Source organism: Belliella filtrata (genome assembly GCF_022549775.1).
In the GTDB taxonomy this organism is placed as follows: Bacteria; Bacteroidota; Bacteroidia; order Cytophagales; family Cyclobacteriaceae; genus Belliella; species Belliella filtrata.
Genome location: NZ_JAKZGP010000008.1, coordinates 49,899 through 73,044, shown reverse-complemented (window position 1 = coordinate 73,044; position 23,146 = coordinate 49,899). Strand labels below are relative to the sequence as shown.

General features: G+C 37.9%; 23 protein-coding genes and 1 pseudogene. 5 read left to right on the top strand and 19 right to left on the bottom strand.

Annotation, left to right across the window (positions count from 1 at the left end; translation table 11 throughout):
• The first annotated feature begins 1 nt into the window (after position 1).
• Positions 2-922, top strand: coding sequence for a calcium/sodium antiporter (locus MM239_RS05265; protein ID WP_241347156.1), 921 nt, complete (start codon positions 2-4; stop codon positions 920-922).
• Positions 919-1,377: a hypothetical protein gene (locus MM239_RS05260; RefSeq protein ID WP_241347155.1), complete on the top strand. Its 459-nt coding sequence runs from the start codon at positions 919-921 to the stop codon at positions 1,375-1,377. Before MM239_RS05265 ends, MM239_RS05260 begins: the two co-directional genes overlap by 4 nt.
• Here MM239_RS05260 and sdaAA read toward each other — a convergent pair.
• From sdaAA to MM239_RS05235, 5 genes are all read right to left on the bottom strand, one after another.
• Positions 1,366-2,274, bottom strand: a complete 909-nt coding sequence (gene sdaAA / locus MM239_RS05255) for an L-serine ammonia-lyase, iron-sulfur-dependent, subunit alpha (protein ID WP_241347154.1) — start codon at positions 2,272-2,274, stop codon at positions 1,366-1,368. The two genes, MM239_RS05260 and sdaAA, sit on opposite strands and share 12 nt — an antisense overlap.
• Positions 2,275-2,419: 145 nt before the next feature.
• On the bottom strand, positions 2,420-3,370 hold the full coding sequence (locus tag MM239_RS05250; protein WP_241347153.1) for an FKBP-type peptidyl-prolyl cis-trans isomerase: 951 nt from the start codon (positions 3,368-3,370) through the stop codon (positions 2,420-2,422).
• A gap of 8 nt (positions 3,371-3,378) precedes the next feature.
• Positions 3,379-4,809, bottom strand: coding sequence for an outer membrane beta-barrel protein (locus MM239_RS05245; RefSeq protein WP_241347152.1), 1,431 nt, complete (start codon positions 4,807-4,809; stop codon positions 3,379-3,381).
• Complete coding sequence (locus MM239_RS05240; protein ID WP_241347151.1) at positions 4,790-5,338, bottom strand: RNA polymerase sigma factor; 549 nt, start codon at positions 5,336-5,338, stop codon at positions 4,790-4,792. Before MM239_RS05240 ends, MM239_RS05245 begins: the two co-directional genes overlap by 20 nt.
• 85 nt (positions 5,339-5,423) lie before the next feature.
• On the bottom strand, positions 5,424-5,828 hold the full coding sequence (locus MM239_RS05235) for an OsmC family protein (protein WP_241347150.1): 405 nt from the start codon (positions 5,826-5,828) through the stop codon (positions 5,424-5,426).
• A 67-nt stretch (positions 5,829-5,895) separates the two neighbouring features.
• Here MM239_RS05235 and MM239_RS05230 point away from each other — a divergent pair, with 67 nt between their 5' ends.
• Together MM239_RS05230 and lipA are read left to right on the top strand one after the other, a co-directional pair.
• Complete coding sequence (locus MM239_RS05230) at positions 5,896-6,627, top strand: hypothetical protein (RefSeq protein WP_241347149.1); 732 nt, start codon at positions 5,896-5,898, stop codon at positions 6,625-6,627.
• A 70-nt stretch (positions 6,628-6,697) separates the two neighbouring features.
• Complete coding sequence (lipA, locus tag MM239_RS05225; RefSeq protein WP_241347148.1) at positions 6,698-7,576, top strand: lipoyl synthase; 879 nt, start codon at positions 6,698-6,700, stop codon at positions 7,574-7,576.
• 124 nt (positions 7,577-7,700) lie between these two features.
• On the opposite strand, the gene MM239_RS05220 is transcribed toward lipA, so the two are convergent.
• Both MM239_RS05220 and MM239_RS05215 read right to left on the bottom strand, forming a co-directional pair.
• Positions 7,701-8,138: a UPF0158 family protein gene (locus MM239_RS05220; protein WP_241347147.1), complete on the bottom strand. Its 438-nt coding sequence runs from the start codon at positions 8,136-8,138 to the stop codon at positions 7,701-7,703.
• A gap of 204 nt (positions 8,139-8,342) precedes the next feature.
• Positions 8,343-8,825 (bottom strand): cytidine deaminase, encoded by a 483-nt coding sequence (locus MM239_RS05215; RefSeq protein WP_241347146.1) that lies wholly within the window; start codon positions 8,823-8,825, stop codon positions 8,343-8,345.
• 137 nt (positions 8,826-8,962) lie between these two features.
• Here MM239_RS05215 and MM239_RS05210 point away from each other — a divergent pair, with 137 nt between their 5' ends.
• Complete coding sequence (locus MM239_RS05210) at positions 8,963-10,300, top strand: saccharopine dehydrogenase family protein (protein ID WP_241347145.1); 1,338 nt, start codon at positions 8,963-8,965, stop codon at positions 10,298-10,300.
• Here the strand turns inward: MM239_RS05210 and MM239_RS05205 are convergent.
• From MM239_RS05205 to MM239_RS05150, 12 genes and pseudogenes are all read right to left on the bottom strand, one after another.
• Positions 10,286-10,999 (bottom strand): tRNA1(Val) (adenine(37)-N6)-methyltransferase, encoded by a 714-nt coding sequence (locus MM239_RS05205; protein WP_241347144.1) that lies wholly within the window; start codon positions 10,997-10,999, stop codon positions 10,286-10,288. The two genes, MM239_RS05210 and MM239_RS05205, sit on opposite strands and share 15 nt — an antisense overlap.
• Positions 11,000-11,002: 3 nt before the next feature.
• Positions 11,003-11,482 (bottom strand): ribonuclease HI, encoded by a 480-nt coding sequence (gene rnhA / locus MM239_RS05200; RefSeq protein ID WP_241347143.1) that lies wholly within the window; start codon positions 11,480-11,482, stop codon positions 11,003-11,005.
• Between the two features lie 53 nt (positions 11,483-11,535).
• The gene (locus tag MM239_RS05195) at positions 11,536-13,968 is read right to left on the bottom strand and encodes a TonB-dependent receptor domain-containing protein (protein ID WP_241347142.1); all 2,433 of its coding nucleotides are present in this window, start codon (positions 13,966-13,968) and stop codon (positions 11,536-11,538) included.
• Between the two features lie 356 nt (positions 13,969-14,324).
• Positions 14,325-15,194 (bottom strand): nucleoside phosphorylase, encoded by an 870-nt coding sequence (locus MM239_RS05190; protein ID WP_241347141.1) that lies wholly within the window; start codon positions 15,192-15,194, stop codon positions 14,325-14,327.
• A gap of 7 nt (positions 15,195-15,201) precedes the next feature.
• On the bottom strand, positions 15,202-16,170 hold the full coding sequence (gene trhO / locus MM239_RS05185) for an oxygen-dependent tRNA uridine(34) hydroxylase TrhO (protein WP_241347140.1): 969 nt from the start codon (positions 16,168-16,170) through the stop codon (positions 15,202-15,204).
• A 62-nt stretch (positions 16,171-16,232) separates the two neighbouring features.
• On the bottom strand, positions 16,233-16,871 hold the full coding sequence (locus MM239_RS05180; RefSeq protein WP_241347139.1) for an acetyltransferase: 639 nt from the start codon (positions 16,869-16,871) through the stop codon (positions 16,233-16,235).
• Positions 16,872-17,127: 256 nt separating this feature from the next.
• Positions 17,128-17,307, bottom strand: a pseudogene (locus tag MM239_RS05175) (DUF2851 family protein); the annotation flags it as partial.
• A 129-nt stretch (positions 17,308-17,436) separates the two neighbouring features.
• A complete protein-coding gene (locus tag MM239_RS05170; RefSeq protein ID WP_241347185.1) occupies positions 17,437-17,598 on the bottom strand; it encodes a DUF2851 family protein in 162 nt (53 codons plus the stop codon).
• 183 nt (positions 17,599-17,781) lie between these two features.
• Positions 17,782-18,600 (bottom strand): orotidine-5'-phosphate decarboxylase, encoded by an 819-nt coding sequence (gene pyrF / locus MM239_RS05165; protein WP_241347138.1) that lies wholly within the window; start codon positions 18,598-18,600, stop codon positions 17,782-17,784.
• A gap of 155 nt (positions 18,601-18,755) precedes the next feature.
• On the bottom strand, positions 18,756-19,412 hold the full coding sequence (locus tag MM239_RS05160; protein WP_241347137.1) for a LolA family protein: 657 nt from the start codon (positions 19,410-19,412) through the stop codon (positions 18,756-18,758).
• Positions 19,413-19,448: 36 nt separating this feature from the next.
• Positions 19,449-21,965 (bottom strand): FtsK/SpoIIIE family DNA translocase, encoded by a 2,517-nt coding sequence (locus tag MM239_RS05155; protein ID WP_241347136.1) that lies wholly within the window; start codon positions 21,963-21,965, stop codon positions 19,449-19,451.
• A gap of 61 nt (positions 21,966-22,026) precedes the next feature.
• Positions 22,027-23,070 (bottom strand): quinone-dependent dihydroorotate dehydrogenase, encoded by a 1,044-nt coding sequence (locus MM239_RS05150; protein WP_241347135.1) that lies wholly within the window; start codon positions 23,068-23,070, stop codon positions 22,027-22,029.
• Positions 23,071-23,146: the final 76 nt, after the last annotated feature.

The window sequence follows — 23,146 nt, the reverse complement described above, 5'->3', positions numbered from 1 at the left end:
TATGGTATACATAATTCTTGTATCCGGATTGATTATCCTTCTCGTAGGCGGGAAATTCTTAGTAGATGGCGCCTCTTCTGTGGCTCTAAAGTTTGGACTTAGTCCTGGCCTAATCGGTTTGACTGTAGTGGCTTTTGGGACATCTGCGCCAGAACTACTAGTTAGTATAAATGCAGCTATAAAAGGCACTAGCGACATAGCCATTGGAAATGTAGTTGGGTCCAACATCGCAAATATAAGTTTGGTTTTGGGGATCAGTACCATTCTGTATCCAATCATCTTACCAAAATCAGTTTTAAAATTAGACTATTTATTTGCTCTTATAGCAACCTTATTGTTTTATCTAATTTCTTTAAACTTAGAGATTTCTAGAATCGAAGGCATCATTCTTACAGTCCTTTTGGTGGTAATCAATATTTATATCTATCAAAAACTGAAAGGGGTTGACCAGATAGAGGAAATCACTGATCAGAAACCAAAGAATGGTATTATGTCCATTGGACTTCTAGTACTAGGTGTAGTTGGTCTATACTTTGGTTCAGATATGTTCGTGGACTCTGCTGTAGAAATCTCTAGAGTTTTCGGTGTCAGTGAGCGCGTGATAGGGGTAACTGTAATCGCTATTGGAACAAGTTTACCAGAACTCACTACATCAGTAATCGCTGCCATCAATAAAAAAACAGATATTGCTATAGGAAACATTCTTGGAAGTAATATGATGAATGTATTCGGCATCATCGGTATTACGGCTATCGTACAACCCATACCAGTGTCAGATGTATTCTTAAAGCAAGATTATCTATGGATGATTGGTTTGACACTTTTACTTTTCCCTATTTTGAAAACAAAATTAAAAGTAAGTAGGATAGAAGGGGGAATACTTCTTTTAGCTTACATGATTTACATGATAACTATTCTATGACAACCTATTTGATTAAGTTTTTCTTCATATACTTAACTTGTTTATTCAAGTTTGTCGCAGGCCCTATTCTTGGAACAGCTGCGGGATATGGCCTTTGGGAAATCGTAATAGTCACAGTAGCTGGACTTATGACTACTGTATTTCTATTCACCTATTTAGGAGAATGGATCAAAAAAAACTGGTCATTCAACGTAAAGAAAAAAAAGAAACGATTCACTAAAAACTCTCGGAGAATAGTGAAAGTCTGGCAGAAATTTGGACCTATTGGAATTGCCGCAATCACTCCTATGTTACTTACTCCAATTGGAGGGACTATTGTGATGATTGCTTTCCGTGTTGAAAAAAAGAAAGTATTTTTATATATGTTTTTGAGCGGAATGTTTTGGGCTATCTTGTTAGGAGCTTCTATTCAGCAGATCTTGAATATTCCATACATAGGAGATTTAATCAGGTAAATCCTCATCAGGTAGAATCTCTATATCTTGGATTAGTACTTTTTTTGATATTTCTTGACCTGTAAGCGTAGCGGCAAGTCCGCCCATGGCAGTTTCTTTGTATTTACTTTCCATACTTGAACCTATTTCCCCCATAGCTTCTACGCATTCATCTACAGGTATCACCGCACTCACATTGGCTAAGGCAATCTGAGCGGAGCTATTTGCTATGGCAGCTGCACTCGCATTTCTAACGACGCAAGGCACTTCAACTAGCCCTGCAACAGGATCACAAACCAAACCAAGCATACACTGAATGGTAATAGCTACAGCATTGAAAACTTGATCAACATCACCTCCTAAACAATAAACAATAGCACCAGATGCCATAGCTGCTGCAGAGCCTGTTTCTGCCTGACATCCACCAACAGCCCCAGCTAAAGAGGCTTTCTCTTCTATGATCAAAGCGATGCCCGCCCCTACAAGTAAGCCCTCCAGAATATTCTGATCTTCTAATCCGTGGATTTCCTGAAGTGTATATAAAGTTCCTGGTAAAATCCCTGAAGCCCCTGCTGTGGGAGCAGCGACTACCCTACCCATACATGAGTTCACTTCTTTTGCAGCCAATGCCCTAGAAATCAATTTTTGAAATTCAGGAGAAAGTACAGCTACAGGATGCTTGAAAACTTTTTTTGCACCATTATTAATCATACCAGACCTTGAAGTCATCTCCTCGGTCAAACCAGTGGATACAGCATCTTTCATTACATCATACGCTTGCTGCAAGCCACGCCATATTGCAGCTTCTTCTTTACCCTTCTGGGTAACTTCATACGCAATAACTGACTGATGAAGACTTTGCTCGTGATCTTCACAATACTTTTTCCATCCTCTAAAACTATCAAAAAGAAAGCTCATAATTCCTTGGGTTTATAACTTAACAAAGTTGATTAAAGAACAGCACAATTACAATTGAATCACTTGATATCTAAAAATACAAAAGTCAGCCAGCGCATTTGCACCAACTGACTTTTATAGCTCAAAAACTTGCCAAAGGCCAGTTCTATTTAATTTCTTTGATCTTAGCTTTGAAATGTATAGGTTCGAAAGGTCTAGCAGCTATTGAAATGGCATTTCTCGAAAACAAATCTCTTCTGATAGCAAATGGGAAAATCTGTGTACTTCCTCCAAAGCCTTCATGTGAAGGAACAAATACTTCAACTTCCTGACCTACTTTGACATCCCTTAAAGCAACATCCAAAAATTTGAGATTCCCTTGGGCGCCAATTCTAGTGGTCAAAGGTGAGTTTTCATTTGACTTGGATATAACTGTACTCTCACCTAATTGCTTTAATTCAAAGTCAAAAACTACATTATCGTTTGCTTTAGACACCAGCTCTCCTTCACCAGCTCCCGTCACTTTGATGAAGATACCACTACTAAGCATTTCAAAGCCCTCAATACCATTATCCTCAATATAATCTTCGATGATTTGCCTTTCAAGTGTCTTAACTGCACTTTCAGAATAAACCCGTGCGTACTTGACAGTAATAGCCAAATTAGCTCCCTCTGAAATCAATTGCTCAAAGCTATATTCAGAATACGCAAGGTATGAAGGTGAAAAAAGTCTTAAAGTTTCCCCCTCTTTGGCTATACCCGAAGCAAAATTTATCACTCTAGGGATCAATCCTCCATCTGTATGCTTATACAATCTTGGTAACTTCGATTCATCCATATAAGTTTCTATCATCTGGCCATTAGTAGTTCTTATTTCATAATATACCCCTACTATATCATTGTTGACAATTTGATTACCCGTATCACTTGATTGTGTTTTTTGATAATAAAAGCCAAGTGGACTCTCTATTGCATTTATCCCATTTCTCTCTAAATAGTCTTGGAGTAACCTGTTGTCTCTCTCTACTATCCTCTCATAATCAGACTCTGTGTCTGGTATACAAGCTACAAACATCGCCGTCAATATTAACAATACAGGCAATTGATTAAATTTCATACTATACATTATTTTTTAAATTGAAAATTCATTCTAAGGTTCAATCCGCCTATGGCAAACTGTTGATTTACGAAGGTTTGACCTCCCACTGACATCTTATAAAACGGTTCTAGTGATATAAAAGTACCATTCTTTAAATTATACTCATATCCAAGCGAGAAATTGACCATTTGACCAATGTTGCTTTCAGACTCTAATGCAACATCCGAAGGTGTGGTAGTTTCTACAAAGGTTTGTGCTACTACTTGTGAGTCTGCCATTAGTCCTGCTGTCATGAAATTAGCCGAAGTAAATGTCCCGACATTTCTTTGGTTCAAATATACCATGTTAGAAACGCCAGTAATCAAGTAAATTCCAGTATTATTACTTTCTAACACTTTATATTTTAGATTAATAGGGAGCTCCAGCTGACCAAAACTCAATTCATATGAGGCATTGACAAAATTACTGCTAAAACTCAACATTCTACTGTTATCAGCATGCTGCGCCATCGATCCACTCGCAGCGATAACATTATCATTCACTACAGGGGAAATATTTTGCCTTGCATAAGCTAGGCCAACATCGATTTTAAGCCTTTTCGAAAATGAAAATTCAGAAAGCACTCCTGCCCCTAGGTTCAAGCTTTGATTTGCATTTGAAATAGATTGAGGTGCTAGCATTACACCAAGTCTCATAGGGTTGTTTTTTTCAATATCAGCACTTTTGGCAAGCAACTTTTCATCTACTCCTTCTGATAACCAAGCATTGATTGAAGACTGTGCTTCTTTTTGCTCTTCAGCGATATTCGCAATAAATGTATCCTTGAGTAACTCTGATTGCTTTGTGCTAAAAGTATCTTTTTCAACGATATCTTCTTTGCTAGGCAAAACAGTTGCAACTAGCTTCTCACCAGAATCTATTTTAGCTTCTTCAATACTGGTATCCTTTCGAAAACTTTCTTCACTCACTTTGGTATTGCTCACTGTATTTGAGTCCATTTGAATGCTTTCTGGAATGGAATTACTGTTTTCTTTCTTTCCTATTATTTGACTTAGCTTACTTCCTACATGATTGAGCTTATCTTCAGAAAGGTTTTCAATTCCTTTATCCTCTTTAAACTCATCTTTCCTGCTTTGATCCAATACCTGCTCTTCTTTAGGAAGCTGATAATCTCTATGATTTTCAGACTGTTTTGAAATAGGATACTCTTCCATAGCCATGAAAGAATTTTCCTGTATTTCTTGATCAGAAAGCTGGATAAATAAGAAAAAGCCTAAAACAATAGCCGCAGCAATTCCAGAGACCCATGGCCACCACATCATAGGTGATTTCTTTTGACCTCCTCCGAAATATGCATTCGAAAATTTGTCCCACTCTTGCGGGTCAAATTTCTCCTGATGATTTTCAAAGGAGTCTTTAATTTTATCAACTAATTTTTTATCGAACTGCTCCTTCATTATTAATTTGGTTTACAGCATTGATTTTATCTCTTAAGCATTGCTTCGCTCGAGCCAGATGTGTCCTCGAAGTACTTGCCGGAATGCCCAATTTTTCTCCGATTTCATTGTGGGCATATCCTTCGATTTCATACATATTGAAAACGATCCTCAGCATTTCGGGAAGCTCTCGCAAAAGCTTTAAAATATCTTCTTTAGACAAATGATCTATGACCTCTGGATTTAAACTTTCCATTTCTACTTTTTCTATATCCATGGCAGCATAGTGCTTCACAGTTTTTCTATAATAATCAATGGAAGTATTGACGATGATTCGCCTAAACCAACCTTTGAATGAATTGCTTTCTTGATATTGATTGATCTTGTCAAACATTTTCATAAAACTATCATTCACAATCTCGCAAGATTCATCTCTTGAATTGGAATATCTCAAAGCAATGCTCATAGCATAGCCATAGAAATGCTTGTAAAGCATTTCTATGGCTTTTGTATCACCTTCTTTTGCTTTTTGAATAAGATGTTGTTCCAATGAAACGGATTATTTTTACGCTGTCTATTATACTAGACGCAAGCTCTACTGAAAATGCTACAAGAGACTAAAAAATATTTAACAATCAAAAATCAAACTCAACTGTTTGGACAATTGAAGGATCAAGACTTAAGGCCACTGGACACGTAAGGGCTGCGGTTTTAAGCTTTTGAATCATCTTAGCATCTTCTACTGGATTTCCCCAGTTGAACTTCACTATGATTTCAGCAATTCTCCTTGGATTGGCATTCATTATTTTGGTAACCTCCCAATGTAACCCCACTAACGAAACTCCATCTCGCTCTGCGACAATTCCCATGATCGTAACCATACAACTCCCTAGAGCCGCAGCTACTAGATCAGTGGGAGAAAATGCTTCTCCCTTTCCATTGTTATCAACTGGTGCATCACTTAAGATTTTTGTACCAGATTGGACATGCTCTATTTCTGTTCGTAGATTTCCGAGGTATGAACTTTTTATAGTTGGCATAAACACTTACTTTTAAAATCGGTTTAGTAACTTAGGGCTAAAATTAGCGTTATATTCCTGATTAACTATGATAAAAGCGACAAAATATTTATTATCAGGGTTTTTGACAATGCTTAGCATAGTCACTTTTGCCCAGAGGGAAGACACTGGAAACTACGATTACGATCGCGAGCTGTTTTTTGGTATCAATAAGAATACAAATGGAGGTTTGATTGGAGGCTTTTCGATTAAGGCTGGATATAAAATCGAAGAAGACAAATTTCAATTTTTTGGATTGGATTTAGTAAATGTAAAAAACCCAAAGGAAGTAAGGTACAACACTGTGCTTGGTAATTCTTTCATATTCGGAAAATCAAACTATCTCTACAGCATACGTCCATATTATGGAAGAGAAATTGTATTTTTCAATAAGGCTCCGCAGCAAGGTGTACAAATTTCGGCTTTGGCGGCTGTGGGTCCGTCCATAGGGATTATAGCTCCTTATTACATAGAGTATGCATTGAGTAGAGTAGAAACAGTAAGAGAACAATATGATCCAGAAGTACATCAAAGTAGATTCAATGTCTTGGGACCAGGTAGGATTTTTGAGGGAATCAGCAATTCAGAAGTAGCTTTTGGAGGAAATGCAAAAGCTGCTCTCTTCTTTGAATTCGGTACTTTCAAATCTAGTGCCGTTGGATTGGAACTAGGTTATCAAATTGAGGGTTTTAGCAAGGAAATAGTACTTATGCCAACTACTGAGAATAGGCAAATATTTCAATCAGCCTATTTCACCTTATACTATGGATTCAGGAAGTAATAAATCCACAATTGGGTTTATATGGCATTAAAGTTTAATTTTGTGCTATCTATCTAATTAAGACTAAGAGATGATCGAATTACCTGTAATTTCCGAAGAGGCGACAAGAAGAAAAAAACCAGACTGGCTCAGGGTAAAGTTGCCTGTAGGAAAAGAATATGCAAAAGTCAGAAAACTTGTAGATCAACATAAACTTCATACGATCTGTGAAAGTGGTAATTGTCCAAACATGGGTGAATGTTGGGGTGCAGGAACTGCTACTTTCATGATCCTAGGGAATGTATGTACCCGATCTTGTTCCTTCTGTGCAGTAGCCACAGGAAGACCACCAGAGTATGATACAGATGAGCCTAGACGTGTTGCTGAAGCCATACAGCTCATGGGTGTAAAGCACGCTGTAATCACATCGGTAAATAGAGATGAGCTAAAAGACAAAGGAGCTGAAATCTGGTATCAAACAGTAGTAGAAACCAAAAAACTCTCCCCAGAAACTACCATAGAAACCCTGATTCCTGACGTAAAATCTAATTGGGATGCTTTGTACAGAATGATAGAAGGAGGTCAAGAAGTAGTCTCTCACAATATGGAAACTGTAGAAAGCCTTTACAGAAGAGTGAGGCCACAAGCTAAATATGTTAGATCTCTAGAGCAAATCAAGCTCACAAAAGAGTTTGGAAAGAGGACAAAAACAGGTATTATGCTTGGTTTGGGTGAAAAACAAGATGAAGTATTCAAAGCCATGGATGATCTGGCAGCTCATGGATGTGATATCCTGACACTTGGGCAGTATCTTCAACCTACCAAAATGCATATTGAGGTTGCTGAATTTATCCATCCTGATACTTTTGCTCTTTATAGAGAAGAGGGACTGAAAAGAGGCTTGAAGTATGTAGAGTCAGGTCCTTTGGTAAGATCTTCCTATCATGCCGAGAGACATGTCAATGTCTGATCATCATATGCACTCAATTATTTCCTTTTCAAGGAAATACCCTATAAATATAAAACCCTGCATTCATCCAAATGCAGGGTTCATTTTTTAATAATACCACTCGTGTTTCCAAAATTTCAGCATGCTATTCATCAGCATAGTTAAAGGAATCAATCTGTTCTAAAACCCAATCCTTATATTTTTCCAGCTTATACTCTGCCCATTTCTCTTTGTACTTTGAGTCTTCTATGAGAAACTTGAATCCTGTCGCTGCTTTTGGCTTGCTCAAGGCATTGAATAATTCATCCTGAAAACCTTTCTCTTTGACTATCCTATCCGCAAATTGCTCCATAACTTGATGCTCCTGATTAGCTTCTAGCTTAGTGAACTCTGCAAAATTGTCTGGATCATCATCTATTTCATCTAGGATATCCTCCTCTTCAGGAGTAAGATCATAGTTGAAATAATCCTCATCATCGGGCAAATGATGAATTTTTTTGTTATTTAGCTGATAAAAGCAAATCATGCCCTTTTGCAGTAAACCTGCAATCTTTTCAATTTCTTTTCCTGTGAGGGTTAACATCTTAGGTTGGCAATAAAATTTTGAGAAAATTAAGTAACTGATATTTAAAATCAAACTTTTTCACAATCACAATCATAAATTTTTTTAAATCAACCAATTTCATCAAACTTTACAAACTTGAAAAATTTGACCTAGGCGTTCTAGATACGCTTTTCTCTAAAACTACTCAGTTTGGAACTTGTTCTGTTTAAATCAAAATTAATTTCAACTATTCAAATCACTAAACCTGAAAGGTAATAATTGATCAATGCCAGATGCCCTATACATTTCGTCTCCAGGGCCCAACATCAAGATTTCTATTGGCTTCCCAAACTTAAATTCATACTCATTGATTGTCTGCCTGCAAAGCCCACAAGGTGTCACAGTAGCCAATTCCATTCCCGCTCTACGCTTGGCAACAATAGCAAGTTTGACAGGTGCCGTATTCGGATTATTGCCCATTGCGTAGCTGAGAACAGCTCTTTCAGCACATACTCCAACTGGAAAAGAAACATTCTCCTGGTTGTTTGCAGAAAAAATCTGCCCATCTTCAAGCAACAATGCTGCACCTACTAAAAAATTTGAATAGGGTGCATGAGCTATTTCCAAGATCCTTTCGGCTTCTGCCAAAAGACTAGCATCTATCTCTGACCATTCTTCTTTTGCAAAAACTTCCAAGGCAACATTTATCTCAATTCTTTTCTTCATATCATTCCATTTAAAAAGGGATTGAATAAACGAAAAAAAAGCATGAATTGTTAATTTTTATTGATTTTTTAAACTTCATTTTTAACCATCGATCATTTTTCACAACTTAGGGTATCACTTTATTAAACTTTTGAACTATGCACACTATCTTGATCATTGGCACTGGAAAATCATCAACCTTTTTAATTGAGTATTTAGCGAATACTGCAATGGAGAAAAATAGAAAAATCATCCTTGCAGATCAAAACATTGAACATATCTACCAGAAATATAAGGATGATCAAGGTGTCTTAGTAAAGAAAATAGACTTAGATAATAACGAGTCTAGAAGGAGTCTCATCCAAAAAGCTGACATTGTTGTCTCAATGCTACCTGCATTCTTACACCCGATCATTGCAAAAGACTGTCTTTCATTCAGCAAACACTTTTTCACAGCTTCTTATGAGTCAGCTGATTTGAGAAAAATGGCAGATGAAATCAAAGAGAAAAACTTACTTTTTTTGAATGAATGTGGGCTAGACCCTGGTCTTGACCACATGTCAGCTATGAAAATCATCCATAAAGAAATCAATGATGGCAATGAAATCCTATCATTCAAATCTTATACAGGTGGCGTATTGGCACCAGAAAGTGAAGATAATCCATGGAAATATAAATTCACTTGGAATCCTCGCAATGTAGTGCTTGCAGGACAGGGAGTCTCACGATTTATCAGAAATGGTCAATACAAATATGTGCCCTATCACATGTTGTTTCGAAGAATTGAAAACATCCATTTCGAAAATGTTGGTAGCTTCGAAGGTTACCCAAATCGTGACTCCTTGAGTTATAGAAGCATCTATGGACTGAAAGAAGTCCCTACAATGCTAAGAGGTACACTTCGAAGAGCTGGTTTCTGTCAGAGTTGGGATGTATTTGTACAATTAGGCATTACAGATGATAGCTTTGAAATGAACCTCCCCGATCATTATAGCAAGAGGATGTTCCTCAATGCCTTTCTTCCATATCACACTGAAAATGATGTGGAAATAAAACTCGTAGAATTATTACCCTGGGTGAATGATGAAATACTCAAAAAAATCGAATGGCTGGGACTTTTTTCAGAAGAAGAATTACCACAAAAAAAAGGAAGCCCAGCGGCTATACTACAAGTAATTCTTGAGGAAAAATGGGAACTTAAAGCGAGCGACAAGGACATGATAGTGATGCAACACCTCTTTGAAATAAAGACTAACCAGGGAATCAAATCGGTAATATCTAGTTTGGTCTGCAAAGGTGAAAACCAAACCAAAACTGCCATGGCCAAAACTGTGGGACTACCCCTTGCAATGGCTATTGATTTGTTCTTAGAAGGTAAAATTGAAGCAAAGGGATTACAGCTTCCGATTACTCCGGAGATTTACGAACCCATTCTTGATCTTCTTGAAAAAGAGAACATAAAATTCACTGAATCTAGCACTTTAAAAAATGATTAAAAACTCCTTTAAGAGTTCGCTATATTTTGTAGAATATTCATCAGATGAGTTCTTGATGATGATCTGCGATTCATCTATGGGTTGATTATTTCGACAAAAGCTCACAATCTGCCTTATTACAGGTTTCTCTGCTTTGTCTCGTACTAGAATACACTGGTGTGGGTACAGTCTATCTTCGATTGCTAGCTGTACAAACTTATCCATCTGAGCGGGTGGTAAAATCAACCAAAACTCTCCATCTTCATGCAACATCATATCTACAGATCTCACCAAATCCTCAAACGATAAGCTGTCCGTATGCATGGCTTGATTTTTTTGATAATTCGAGGATTTTAGATGATCTGGATAGTAAGGTGGATTACTGACTATAAGATCGTATGATGAGACATTCTCACCACAAAAATCCTGTATCGCTACGTGATGAAGTTTCATTCTTTCTGAAAAGGGCGATTCTTGAAAGTTCTCTAAAGCTTGTCCATATGCTTTTTCATCAATTTCCACAGCATCAACCAACACTTGAGGCAACCTTTGTGCCAGCATAAGAGAAATCACACCAGTACCCGAGCCTATGTCCAAGACTTTCCTGTGAGCTTCATTTCCTGCTATGGCTCCAAGTAGAACAGCATCAGTACTAATCTTCATACCGCATTGATCTTGCATTACGACGAACTGCTTGAACCTAAAGCCTGACTCTTTCATCCTTTATTTCAAAAAAAGCCCGGCGCTATTATTCTTTTCATTTTCGTATGCTTGATCAATCTTCAGGTTTCTTTGCTCCGAAGCTGCCACAGCCAATTGATCACATCGCTCATTCATCGGATTGCCCGCATGTCCTTTGACCCAGACAAACTTTGGCTTGTACTTCATATGTAATGGAATATACTGCTTCCACAAGTCTACATTTTTCTTATCCTTGAAGCCCTTCTTTTGCCAAGACCAAATCCAACCCTTTTCTACAGCATCTACTACATATTTGCTATCAGAATATATGGTAACTGGAATCCCTCCCACCTTCAATGCTTCAAGCCCTCGAATCACTGCAAGCAATTCCATCCTGTTGTTTGTGGTCAGTCTATAGCCATCAGAGAGCTCTTTTTTCAAATCTTTATACAATAAAACTGTCCCATAACCACCAGGACCAGGGTTACCTTTGGCCGCTCCGTCTGTGTATATCGTAATCATATTACAAAGAAAGGGAGAGATCTCAAGAAATAAGCCTTATTCTATAAAAGAAATTAAAAATCATCATCATCGAAATCATCTCTGCTTCTCTCACGATCCCTCGACTTATCTTTGAACCCTCCGAACCTGTAGGTAAATGATAAGGTCCCTATTCTCGTCTCTCGATTGAACCATCTGTCTTGAATAAATCGCTCATCATTTGTACTTATTCTAAAAATTCTCGTATTGAAAATATCACTAACATTCAGGCTAATAGTCGCTTTTTTGTCGAGTAAATCCCTTCTGACACCTACGTTCACTCCCCACATTGGCTCGATTTCACCTTGTGGAAGGACGATAGGGCCTCTGTAGTCTCCTTGGATTTGGACAGAAGCCACTTTAGGTATTACCATGTTGAATAAGGTATTGACTGTCCAAGAATAATTGGAATTGTTGAACCCTGCCTCGATATTGTCTCCTCTGATTTCCGAATAAAAGAAATTACCAGATACTGTAGCGTCAAACCATGAGGTCAATTGAAACTGATTCACAAGCTCCAAGCCTGTATTGACTCTACTATTGGCATTTTCTCTTGTCTGAATTGCCACATTATCTTCATTTAGCCTGATGATTCTGGTGTGAATGTCTGTAGAGAATCTATGGTAAACAGTGGCATTAAGAAGGTATCTTTCCCAGCCTTTCATGTAGCCAAGTTCATAAGAGTTTGTGAATTCTGGCTGAAGCTCGGGGTTACCAATGCTCAAGTTATACAAATCACTCACTCCAAAAATCGGGGCTAATGACCACATTCCAGGTCTATTTATCCTTCTACTAAAATTGGCTGTAAACTCTTCCTCCTGTCCCAATTCATAACTTAAATACGCACTAGGGAAAAGATTAAAATAATTATTGATGTAAGGATCAGCTGCACTTGCAAGTCTAGAAATCGTCTCTGTATATTCAGCTCTTAATCCACCTTGGTAACCAATCTTACCAATTTTGTTTCTATAACTCAAGTAAGAGGCATATACATCTTCCTTGAAATTGAATGAATCACTGAAAAAATCGTTCAACTCAGGCTCAAACCCATTCCCTTCATTTCCTTCAGAGAAAAACTGTGACCTATTCCATTCTCTAAATGTACCCTTCAATCCACCTTCTAGCTTTCCTCCATTGACAAATGGTTTTTCATAATCCATTTGTAGCATATAAAGGTCACTTGTTTGCGGCCTATCATTTAGCTGAAGGATTCTATTGCTAGGCACTTCTTGATTGAATTCATTAAAGAAAAGTTGATCAAATATATCATTTTGAAGTCTTTCATCTCTTGAATAAGTTGCGGTGGTAAAAAACCTCTGCCCCAATGTATCAATATCTACGGAATAAGTAATTCCAGCTTCAAAATTCTCACTAGACCTTTCCTCACGAATATCTCGTACAAACAAACTATCAAGGTCCCTGGCTAAAGTTAAATTTCTTTGATTCAAAAGTTCATCTCCTGTCCTATCCCTAAAACTTCCTTGAACATAGACTCCAAAGAGTTTATTTTCAGTAATACTCCAATCTACCCCACCTCTGATGAGATGATTGATATCTCTATTGACTTGATAAGCATCTTGATCAAGGATAGGAGAGGCAGTGGACAGGTTACTTTGACGAAAGGATTCACTTTCTCTGAAACGTCTGTTATCTTGCCAGTTGTATGAAGCATAATAGTTAGCTTTTTCTGTCCCATAGTTTATATTTAACCCCGCATTGTATTTACCTCTGGTTCCAATACCCGCATTCACTTGTCCATTGAGTCCAGTCCTTTCATTTTTTTTCAAAATGATGTTAATAATCCCTCCTACTCCAGCGGCATCATAACGAGAAGAAGGGTTCGTAATAAGCTCTACAGACTTTATACTATTTGCAGGAAATTGCGCTAATACACTTTCCGCATCATCCCCAGAAAGGTTAGAAGGTCTACCGTTGATATAAATCAAGATATTACCACTACCTCGCATAGAAATGCCCCCCTCATCATCCATTTGTATAGAAGGTAAGGTGCTCAAAAGGTCCGAAGCCATTGCGCCTTCTGCCAAGATACTATTCTCTACATTGTATCTACGCTTGTCAATGTCACTCTCAAACATAGAAGTGACTCCCTCTACGACTACTTCATCCAAGTTTTGAGCATCTTTTCTAAGCCTCACATTGCCCACATTCAAGACTTCTTTCTCACCTAAAGTAATATTCCTGAATCTACTCTCATAGCCTATAAAACCTACTCTCAAAATATATTCTCCAGATACAGCTTGGAAGGAAAAAGTCCCATCCAACTCACTCATACCCCCTGTAACCAATGCCGAGTCTCCAGGATTCAGCAAGGCAATGTTTGCAAACTCTAGTGGATTAGAGGATTCTGCTTCAATCACCTTACCTTTTACCTCGAAATCTTGTGCTGTGGCTGTCACAAATGAAAAGAAGGTTGCTGACAAAATAAGCAATTGTATAAAACGAGTCATTTTTTAGTATTTTTTATATTATTTTCAGAAAGCGTGATTATTGGAACTTTAAACTTGATTTTCAATAAAATCTATTAAAAATCCACCTGTAAAAGCAATAATTTTTTTGATTTCGATATTTTATTTTGATTACATATAATCAAACAAATACCATACCTAGAAGATTTATTCAATTTTTAAATGAAATAAGTCAAAAACTCACTTAGAAATAACACTTAGCGTGAAGGATTGTTCCTACATTTTACCGACTTACACCAAAGGTCTTTAGCTAATGTGTGCTGAATACTACTCATGTGAATGGAAAAGTAATTTGTTCAAAAACAGTACTTTGAAAAATTAAACATAAAAAAAGCGAATCATCGATTCGCTAATTTTTCTAATGTAGATTTTATCAATTCATCAACAATCCCATTTGGATCATCTGCAAACTCATGAGTCACCCTATTTGCAACTATAGCATTTAGGCTTAACATTTCGTGGCCAAGAAGTCTACCCATTGCATAATATCCTGCTGTCTCCATTTCAAAATTAGTGAGTTTGAAATCTGCGACAGATATTGAGGCAAGTCTTTCTATAATATCTGGTATGGCAGGTTTGAGCCGAACCTCCCTTCCTTGAGGACCAAAAAAACCTGGACAAGTCGCTGTATTACCTTTGATCAAACCCTCCCCCAAAAGATCAAGTAAACGCTTTGATCCAGCTACGCAATACGGCGCAAAAGTAACTCCTAAGACATTCTTCACCGACTCAGACACTTCCAATTCTAAATCACTGTAATCAGCATTGTAATACGCCATCAGTGTATCCAAACCTACTGCGTAAGCCGAGGCAAGCATAGAACCCGCAGGAATATCAGCTCTCATACTTCCAGAAGTACCTATTCTGATGATCTCTAAACTTGTGTGACTGGATTTGGGAAGCCTTGTTTTAAGATCAACATTCACCAAGGCATCGAGTTCTGTCATGAAAATCTCGATGTTATCAGTACCCATACCTGTGCTCATAGCGGTAATAGGCATACCCTTATATGAACCTGTATGTGTTACAAATTCCCTTTTGGAGACTTGGTGGGTAACCTCATCAAAGTACTGGGAAACCTTTGACACTCGCTCAGGGTCACCTACAGCTATCACTGTCGAAGCCAATTGCTCAGGCAATAAGTTTAAATGATAAATGCTGCCATCTGGATTGATAATCAACTCAGATTCAGGTATGCGATTTCCCATATACTAATTAGTTTACTTTTTCCTTATTTGGTTTTCTTTGTAGCCCTTTATATGGATTGTATCCATTACTTTGCTTTTGATAGTAACCAGTACCATCATAAGGTCGCTTCTCTGGGTGCTCTTTACATGAAGTAGAGCAAGCACCATCCATTTCCCATCCACAATTTTCACATATCGCTACGTGAGCATTACATGTTGGATTAGCACAATTGACCATACGGGCAGAGACAGTTCCACAAACATGGCACGTTGAAATCACTTTTGGATTTACTTTATTGACATCCACAGCGATCCTGTTATCAAACACATAGCATTTCCCTTCGAAATCTTCCCCACCTGCTTCCAGCCCATACTTAATTATCCCTCCGTGTAGCTGGTAGACATCTTCGAAGCCTTGCTCCAAAAGATACGCGGATGCTTTTTCACATTTGATCCCTCCTGTACAGTAGGTCAATACTTTCTTATTCTTGAGATGCTCAAGCTCCTTAACTTTTTCAGGAAAATCCCTGAAATTGTCAATATCTAAAGTGATTGCATTCTTGAATCTGCCAAGCTCATGTTCGTAGTTTGACCTTACATCCAAAATCACTACATCCTCTTGGTCTTTTAGCTTCTTGAATTCTTCAGGCTCCAAATGTTTGCCTGTTTTGACATTTGGATCTATGTGCTTCAAGCTGCTGTGTACTATTTCTGGCTTGACTCTTACATGAATTTTTGCAAAAGCATGCTTGTCGTAAAGCTCAACTTTGAACTCAGTCTTTGCAAATCTCGCATCTGACTGAATGTAGGCCATATACTTTTCGCAATCTTCCTTCAGTCCAGAGACTGTTCCATTTAGTCCTTCTGAAGATATGATGATCCTACCTCTTATATTATTCTCAATACAAAAGAGGTGGTGCTCTTCTCTATATGCCTCCGTATCCTCAATAGTGGCATAGCAATAATAGAGCAAAATGCTGTGTGTTTTGTTTTCCATAACTTAAGCCTTGTTTCCGACAAGGTGTTTGGTTTGATCTATTTTTAAACTTGAAATTAATCCTATTTCTTGATAGGTGCAGCTGGATTCCCGAAAACAGTTTCATTTGCCTTCACATCAGATATCACTACTGACCCAGCTCCTACTCGTGCATTTTTCCCTATGGTAATCCCCGAAACTATTACAACGCCAGAGCCTATAAAGACTCCCTCTTCGATAGTTACATTTGAATTTACCACAGATCCAGCTCCAATTTGAACAAAATCACCCACCTTGGCACCATGGTCTACGATAGCACCTGTATGAAATATACAATGGCTACCCACTACAGCACCTGTACCTATGAGCACTTTCGCATTGACAAAATTACCATGCCCTATGGCCGAATCCGTTGAAATATAAGAAGACTGATGAATAGCATTGATTGGCTGTACCTTACGCTTTTCATTCAGCATTTTGACCAAAAACTGCCTATATTTATTATCATCAACAGCAACAAAAGCCTCACACTTTTTCCCAATTAACTTTAGAAATCCATCATCTTCAGGATGTCCAAGTACAGGCACTACATTGATCTCTTGATTGTGAAGCGTTTCATCTTCATCAAGAAATCCATATACCACTACACTGTTACTATTGAAAATCTCTAAAGCTGGATGAGCAATGCCTTTTGCTCCAAATATAATTACTGGTTTTTCCATGGAATTGTCTCTTTTGGAATGCAAAAGTACAGCTTATTGAACTCCAAAGCAAAAATCATTTCTTGCTCGGCTTAAGCAAGTTCTGCCCAACTTTACAATCGAGGCACTTTTTGTGTTAGCAATAGTTCCCAAAAAAACCAATCATACCTTGGGAATCAAAAGAATTCTGTGCTTTACAACCACAAGAGTTGAACTTTCTGACGATGTAATTCTCTTCCGAAGCAATAGATTGCAACAAATCAAAGCATCGCTCCTGTCAGCTGGTTTCCTGTATGTATTTACCATATGCAAAGCATATAGGTACTACAAAATTTATAATCAAAAGATTAAATGAATTAGCATTGACCCTCCCACTGATTTTCTTCCCAGACTTTTTATCAGATTGATAATAATACTTCCAATAGTCGGGAATAGTAATGCCAAATTCGTCTTGTAAAGTCTTAAAATTGGATAATCATCCTCCCATACCACATGAAGTATTACACTGTTATATCAAGGGTAAGAATCCTGGTCATGATGTTTCCAATCAGAAGCTATCAAATGCACCTTCACGTATCTAAAACACTCAAGATTGAACATTTGATTCCAAAAAATCAAGCCCTTCATAGAAATTGTGAAAACCAATTTTCTTAATTTGAATTGAATCGCCTGAAGAAGTATCAAGGCGCCGCTTGTCAAAATATTGGTACTTCCACACAGTTTGTAGAAAATCTTCCTGAAATTTCATTGTAGAAAAATTAGATAAAACAAAAGTTAAAAACACCTCTGTATTCACCATACCAGAATACAGGTAAAGCTTTTTGAGTAACTTCCAATAATAAATAGGCAATACTTTCTGTAAGTATCAAAAGTCTACACTAGCTCTATGGGTATTTGAAGTAGAATTTAGAAAAAAGATCAAAGGCAGAAATTATTTACAAAATCTTTGTAAAAGCTCTCTCATCTCAACTTGAAGTTTCGCAGCTTCTTCTCTAGCAGCGTTTGCAAAATCCTCTCCAATGCTCGCATATATAATTCCTCTAGAAGAATTCACCAAGAGTCCACAATGTGAATTCATGCCATATTTAGCTACCTCTTCCAAGCTACCACCTTGTGCACCAACACCTGGCACGAGAAAAAAATGATCTGGAACGATCTTCCTTACTTCAGCGATAAGCTCACCCCTAGTGGCTCCCACGACATACATGAGGTTATCAGTATTTCCCCACTCCTGACTTTTTTCAAGTACATGTTGATAAAAAGGCTTACCATGTTGCGATTGTATCAATTGAAAATCTTGACTCCCCTCATTAGATGTCAAGGCAAGAAGAATCACCCACTTACCCTCAAAAGACAAAAAAGGACTTACACTGTCTACCCCCATATAGGGCGCTACCGTAACAGAGTCAAAGTTCATTCGGTCAAAAAATGCTTGAGCATATAGACTAGAAGTGTTGCCAATATCTCCTCTTTTGGCATCAGCTATAGTGAAAATTTCTTTGGGAATGTAATCTAATGTTCTTGCCAAACTTTGCCAACCCCTTGCGCCAAGCGCCTCATAGAAAGCTGTATTTGGCTTATAAGCTACCGCCAGATCTTGGGTAGCATCGATTATCTGCTTGTTAAACTCAAAAATAGGATCTTCATATTCTAGCAAATGCTGAGGGATTCTATGGAGGTCTGTGTCAAGACCTATACATAAAAATGATTGCTTCTTCTCAATTTGCTTAAATAAGGTAAGTTTGTCCATGCTTTTTACGGTTTGGGCAAAAATAGACATTTTTGATTTTAAAAAAATTAAAAAGCTTTGATTATCCCCCTGCCTACTTCCGCAAATAAATGTATATTAAAAAATATTAGGAGGACAATGATCAATTGACCATAAATACTATTGCTATACAGATATCAGCGCAAGTCAATGATTTCGACTTTTCCATGTTTTTGTGGATTGAATACAAAATAATCGTCAGCAAGCTTTAGGCTGGTATCCACAGACTTGAATTGGTATTTAAGCTTACCACCTTGATCATCTGTGATCTCCCATCCTACAAGGTCTTTTTTGTTTTTATCTACCCAAAGGTTCACCTTCTTAAAGGGTGCTCCAGATTTCTCAGCTTTCAACTCTATCTCTTGCACCAAAACCCCATTGATGTTTTTTTCACCAAGTAGCTTATAATTGTAACCTTTCTGATAAATCGTGTAAACTGAAGAAGGCTTTAACTCATCTTCCATCTCATTGGAATTGTTAATAGTGACTTCTTTGTAGCCTCCTGAATTGATAAAAGTCCAAACAGTCTTGCCATTGTTGAATATTTCCTGTCCTTGTTCAGGCAAGACAAGATGATACTTGTCACCTTTGATCGCAATCTCCCCTGATTGACTTTGAGCTGATTCACCAGACATAGCATAGGAATACTCAAATGTCGCCTTCATACCGGCCAAAGATTGATACTTTTTACTTACTGCATCCAAGACAGCTTTTGCATTAGGATCCTTCTGCGCATGGGCAACTCCAAAAATGCTTGTAAACAAAAATACTAATATATATACTCTGTTAATCATACTTCAACTTGCTTTGAATAATGCTTTAATTAAGCTTTAAAGACTACTCAACAACCGTTCCAAACTTGCTTCATCTTGAATCAATACTTCTCTGGCTTTACTACCTTCAAAAGCTCCTACAACCCCTGCAGCCTCCAGCTGATCAATAATCCTACCGGCTCTATTATAACCTAGCTTTAATTTCCTCTGAATCAATGAGGTACTACCTTGCTGATGCATTACTATCAACCTTGCAGCATCGTCAAACAATGGATCTCTGTCTGCCAAATCGACGTCTAGTGAGCTTCCATCACCTTCTTCTCCAACAAACTCAGGCAAAAGGTAAGCATCTGGATACCCTCCTTGCTCACCTATCCAATCACAAATCGCATCCACCTCTGGTGTATCCAAAAATGCACACTGCAACCTGGTCATTTCTGAACCTGAAGACAGGAGCATATCTCCCATACCAATTAATTGATCTGCGCCTCCAGCATCTAGGATCGTTCTACTATCAATCTTAGAAGTCACTCTAAATGATAATCTTGCAGGGAAATTCGCTTTGATGATACCTGTGATCACATTTACTGAAGGCCGCTGAGTGGCTACCACCAAGTGTATCCCAATAGCCCTAGCAAGCTGTGCCAATCTTGCTATAGGAGCTTCGATCTCCTTACCGGCTGTCATCATCAAGTCCGCCAATTCATCTATTACCAAAACGATATAAGGCATGAATCGGTGACCTTTTTCTGGATTCAGTTTACGTGCTACAAATTTCGCATTGTATTCTTTGAGATTCCTACATCCAGCATCTTTGAGCAAGTCATACCTATTATCCATCTCCGTACAAAGTGAATTCAAGGTATAAATTACTTTCTTGGTATCTGTGATGATTGCTTCTTCAGCTCCTGGGAGCTTAGCAAGAAAATGCCTCTCAATTTTATTAAATAGCGTCAATTCCACTTTCTTCGGATCGACGAGTACAAATTTTAATTGTGAAGGGTGCTTTTTGTACACCAAGGAGGCCAGAATCATATTTAAGCCGACTGACTTACCTTGTCCAGTAGCACCAGCCATAAGCAAGTGAGGCATCTTGGCCAAATCCATCACAAAAACCTCATTGGAAATTGTCTTCCCTAAAGCTACAGGCAAATCTTTGTCACTGTGCATGAACTTCTCCGTACCCAAAACTGCCCTTGCTGGCACAAGCTCCCTGTTTTTATTTGGAACTTCTATACCGATAGTACCTTTCCCGGGTATTGGGGCGATGATCCTGATCCCTAATGCAGCTAAACTTAGAGCTATATCATCTTCAAGGTTTTTGATTTTTGAAATTTTCACCCCTGGATCAGGCACGATCTCATACAAGGTCACTGTAGGACCTATCGTCGCCTTGATTTCTTGAATGCCTATTTTAAAATTGACAAGTGTTTCTACAATTTTATTCTTATTCTCTTCTAGCTCTTGCCTGGTTACAGTCACTTTCTTGACATCATATTCATTTAGCAATTCTATGCTTGGATATTGATATTTTGGCAAATCAAGCGTAGGGTCGTAAGGATCCAAATTGGCAACTTGATCAGCCGTCTTTTCCTCCTCATCTACTTGATGAACTGAAAACTTTCTATCCTCTTCCGCTTTCCCTACTACCTCCTCTTCATCAGGTAAGTCAGCTATACCTTCTATATTGAATTCAGGTTGTGAGATAGGTTTTTTGGTATCGTTTTCAGGAGCATTGATCGTCCATGAGCTTCCATCATCATCAGGTTCAACTTCTGAATTGGAATTCTCAGAAGAATTTTCCACCATTTTTTTAAACAAATCATTGACGTCCTCTTCTTCTTCATCATCTACTTTGAAACTGTCCTCTGTGATTTCATCAGTATCATTATCATCCTCCAAGCTCGTATCTGCGTCCATTTCATCAGATGTAGAAGCATTAGACCAGCTCAGTTGATCTATGTTGAAAAAGAAAATCACAAAAATCAACAAAGCACCAGCTATCAAAACGAAACTACCCCAGCCTAAAAAATCATTTGATAACCTACCAAGTTCATAGCCAAAGCCTCCACTTAGGTTGTTGAAAGCTGAATATCCATCAATTAGCTGTACAATATATCCAGTAAATAGCCCAAGCCAAAAGGTGAAAAATAGTGCAAAAGTGCTATATCTCGATAGTGAAAACAAAGCGACCTTAAATGCCAGCTTTACCCCTAACAAAAATAAGAACGGTGGCAACAAGAAAGCGGCTATTCCAAACCATCTTTTGATAAATAACTCTGCTACATAAGCCCCAAAATACCCTTGCCAATTTTTTGTCTCATTGGCACTTTCTCTCAAACCCTGATCCAAAGCTGATAAGGCACTCTGGTCTGCCTTTCCTGTGAATAAATAGCTCACAAAAGCAAAAAACATTACAATAGCCAATATAATCAACACTATCCCTATGGTAATAGGAATCTTTTTGTTTTTTAGAAAAGCAACGGAGAACTTACTTTGTTTCTTCTCACTAGCCTTGGCTCTCGTCTCATTTTTCTTTCTAAAAGTATTTGTTCTTGGTGCTTGTGAAGCCATATTGAATTTTTCCTGAATGAAATTACGCTAACAATGAAATCGAAATATACAGATTTCTCACTTATGGATTTTGAAAATGTGACAAAAGCCCTTTTTTGATAGTCTTAACTATCCCTGGGCCTTCATAGATCATACCTGTATATACTTGTACCAAGCTAGCACCAGCCTCTAGCTTGTCAATTGCATCTTGAGCTGTGAAAACCCCTCCAACCCCTATGATAGGAAATGCTGCACCAGATCGCTCAGACAAATACCTAATCACTTCTGTACTCCTTTTCGCAAGCACTTTGCCGCTTAGTCCACCTGCACCCATAGCAGCTACTTGATCGGCACCAGTACTCAGTTGACTTCTATCGATCGTGGTATTTGTAGCAATCACTCCATCTATACCCGTTTCTTTTACTATCTCAATGATATCATCCAGCTGCCCTTCTGTTAAATCCGGAGCAATTTTAAGCAAAATTGGTTTTGGTTTATCTTTTTTGTCATTGGCGATTTTGACTGCGGACAGTAATTTTTTCAAAGGTTCCTTTTCTTGAAGGTCTCTCAAGTTTGGTGTATTGGGAGAGCTCACATTAACTACAAAATAATCCACATATGGATGTAATGCTTCTAGGCAAATCAAGTAATCATCCTCAGCTAGTTCGTTTGGAGTAACTTTGTTTTTGCCAATATTCCCACCTATGATAACATCAGATATTCTATTTCGCAACCTCTGCACAGCTTCCTCAACCCCACCATTATTGAAACCCATCCTATTGATGATCGCTTGATCTTTGGGAAGTCTAAACATCCTTGGTTTTGGATTTCCTTCTTGAGGCTTGGGCGTCAATGTACCAATTTCAATAAAACCAAAACCCAAAAGTGACATCTCATCTATCACTTTCGCATCTTTGTCAAAACCAGCCGCCAGACCAATGGGGTTTTTGAATTTCAACCCAAAAACCTCTCGCTCCAAAGTAGGATCTTCTAGCTCAAACTGACTTTTTACAATTGGTTTAATTATCGGCAAGTTGAACAATCTTTTGATCCAAGCGAAAGTGAAGTAATGTGCTGACTCGGGACTCCTTTTGAAAAGAATAGGCTTAATAATGGCTTTGTACACAGTGTTGGATTTTAATTTCAGATTGCTAAATTACAGTAAATATGAATTTTTGCGAAGAAAAAATGTGATAATGAAC

What these genes read in the sequence shown, in the direction of transcription:
- MM239_RS05210 (WP_241347145.1), top strand. Translation starts at nt 8,963, where the DNA reads ATGCACACTATCTTGATCATTGGCACTGGAAAATCATCAACCTTTTTA.
- MM239_RS05265 (WP_241347156.1), top strand. Translation starts at nt 2, where the DNA reads ATGGTATACATAATTCTTGTATCCGGATTGATTATCCTTCTCGTAGGC.
- trhO (WP_241347140.1), bottom strand. Translation starts at nt 16,170, where the DNA reads ATGGAAAACAAAACACACAGCATTTTGCTCTATTATTGCTATGCCACT.
- MM239_RS05215 (WP_241347146.1), bottom strand. Translation starts at nt 8,825, where the DNA reads ATGAAGAAAAGAATTGAGATAAATGTTGCCTTGGAAGTTTTTGCAAAA.
- MM239_RS05160 (WP_241347137.1), bottom strand. Translation starts at nt 19,412, where the DNA reads ATGATTAACAGAGTATATATATTAGTATTTTTGTTTACAAGCATTTTT.
- MM239_RS05195 (WP_241347142.1), bottom strand. Translation starts at nt 13,968, where the DNA reads ATGACTCGTTTTATACAATTGCTTATTTTGTCAGCAACCTTCTTTTCA.
- MM239_RS05245 (WP_241347152.1), bottom strand. Translation starts at nt 4,809, where the DNA reads ATGAAGGAGCAGTTCGATAAAAAATTAGTTGATAAAATTAAAGACTCC.
- MM239_RS05180 (WP_241347139.1), bottom strand. Translation starts at nt 16,871, where the DNA reads ATGGAAAAACCAGTAATTATATTTGGAGCAAAAGGCATTGCTCATCCA.
- MM239_RS05155 (WP_241347136.1), bottom strand. Translation starts at nt 21,965, where the DNA reads ATGGCTTCACAAGCACCAAGAACAAATACTTTTAGAAAGAAAAATGAG.
- pyrF (WP_241347138.1), bottom strand. Translation starts at nt 18,600, where the DNA reads ATGGACAAACTTACCTTATTTAAGCAAATTGAGAAGAAGCAATCATTT.
- MM239_RS05190 (WP_241347141.1), bottom strand. Translation starts at nt 15,194, where the DNA reads ATGGGAAATCGCATACCTGAATCTGAGTTGATTATCAATCCAGATGGC.
- sdaAA (WP_241347154.1), bottom strand. Translation starts at nt 2,274, where the DNA reads ATGAGCTTTCTTTTTGATAGTTTTAGAGGATGGAAAAAGTATTGTGAA.
- MM239_RS05250 (WP_241347153.1), bottom strand. Translation starts at nt 3,370, where the DNA reads ATGAAATTTAATCAATTGCCTGTATTGTTAATATTGACGGCGATGTTT.
- MM239_RS05230 (WP_241347149.1), top strand. Translation starts at nt 5,896, where the DNA reads ATGATAAAAGCGACAAAATATTTATTATCAGGGTTTTTGACAATGCTT.
- MM239_RS05235 (WP_241347150.1), bottom strand. Translation starts at nt 5,828, where the DNA reads ATGCCAACTATAAAAAGTTCATACCTCGGAAATCTACGAACAGAAATA.
- lipA (WP_241347148.1), top strand. Translation starts at nt 6,698, where the DNA reads ATGATCGAATTACCTGTAATTTCCGAAGAGGCGACAAGAAGAAAAAAA.
- rnhA (WP_241347143.1), bottom strand. Translation starts at nt 11,482, where the DNA reads ATGATTACGATATACACAGACGGAGCGGCCAAAGGTAACCCTGGTCCT.
- MM239_RS05260 (WP_241347155.1), top strand. Translation starts at nt 919, where the DNA reads ATGACAACCTATTTGATTAAGTTTTTCTTCATATACTTAACTTGTTTA.
- MM239_RS05205 (WP_241347144.1), bottom strand. Translation starts at nt 10,999, where the DNA reads ATGAAAGAGTCAGGCTTTAGGTTCAAGCAGTTCGTCGTAATGCAAGAT.
- MM239_RS05170 (WP_241347185.1), bottom strand. Translation starts at nt 17,598, where the DNA reads ATGAAATTTCAGGAAGATTTTCTACAAACTGTGTGGAAGTACCAATAT.
- MM239_RS05220 (WP_241347147.1), bottom strand. Translation starts at nt 8,138, where the DNA reads ATGTTAACCCTCACAGGAAAAGAAATTGAAAAGATTGCAGGTTTACTG.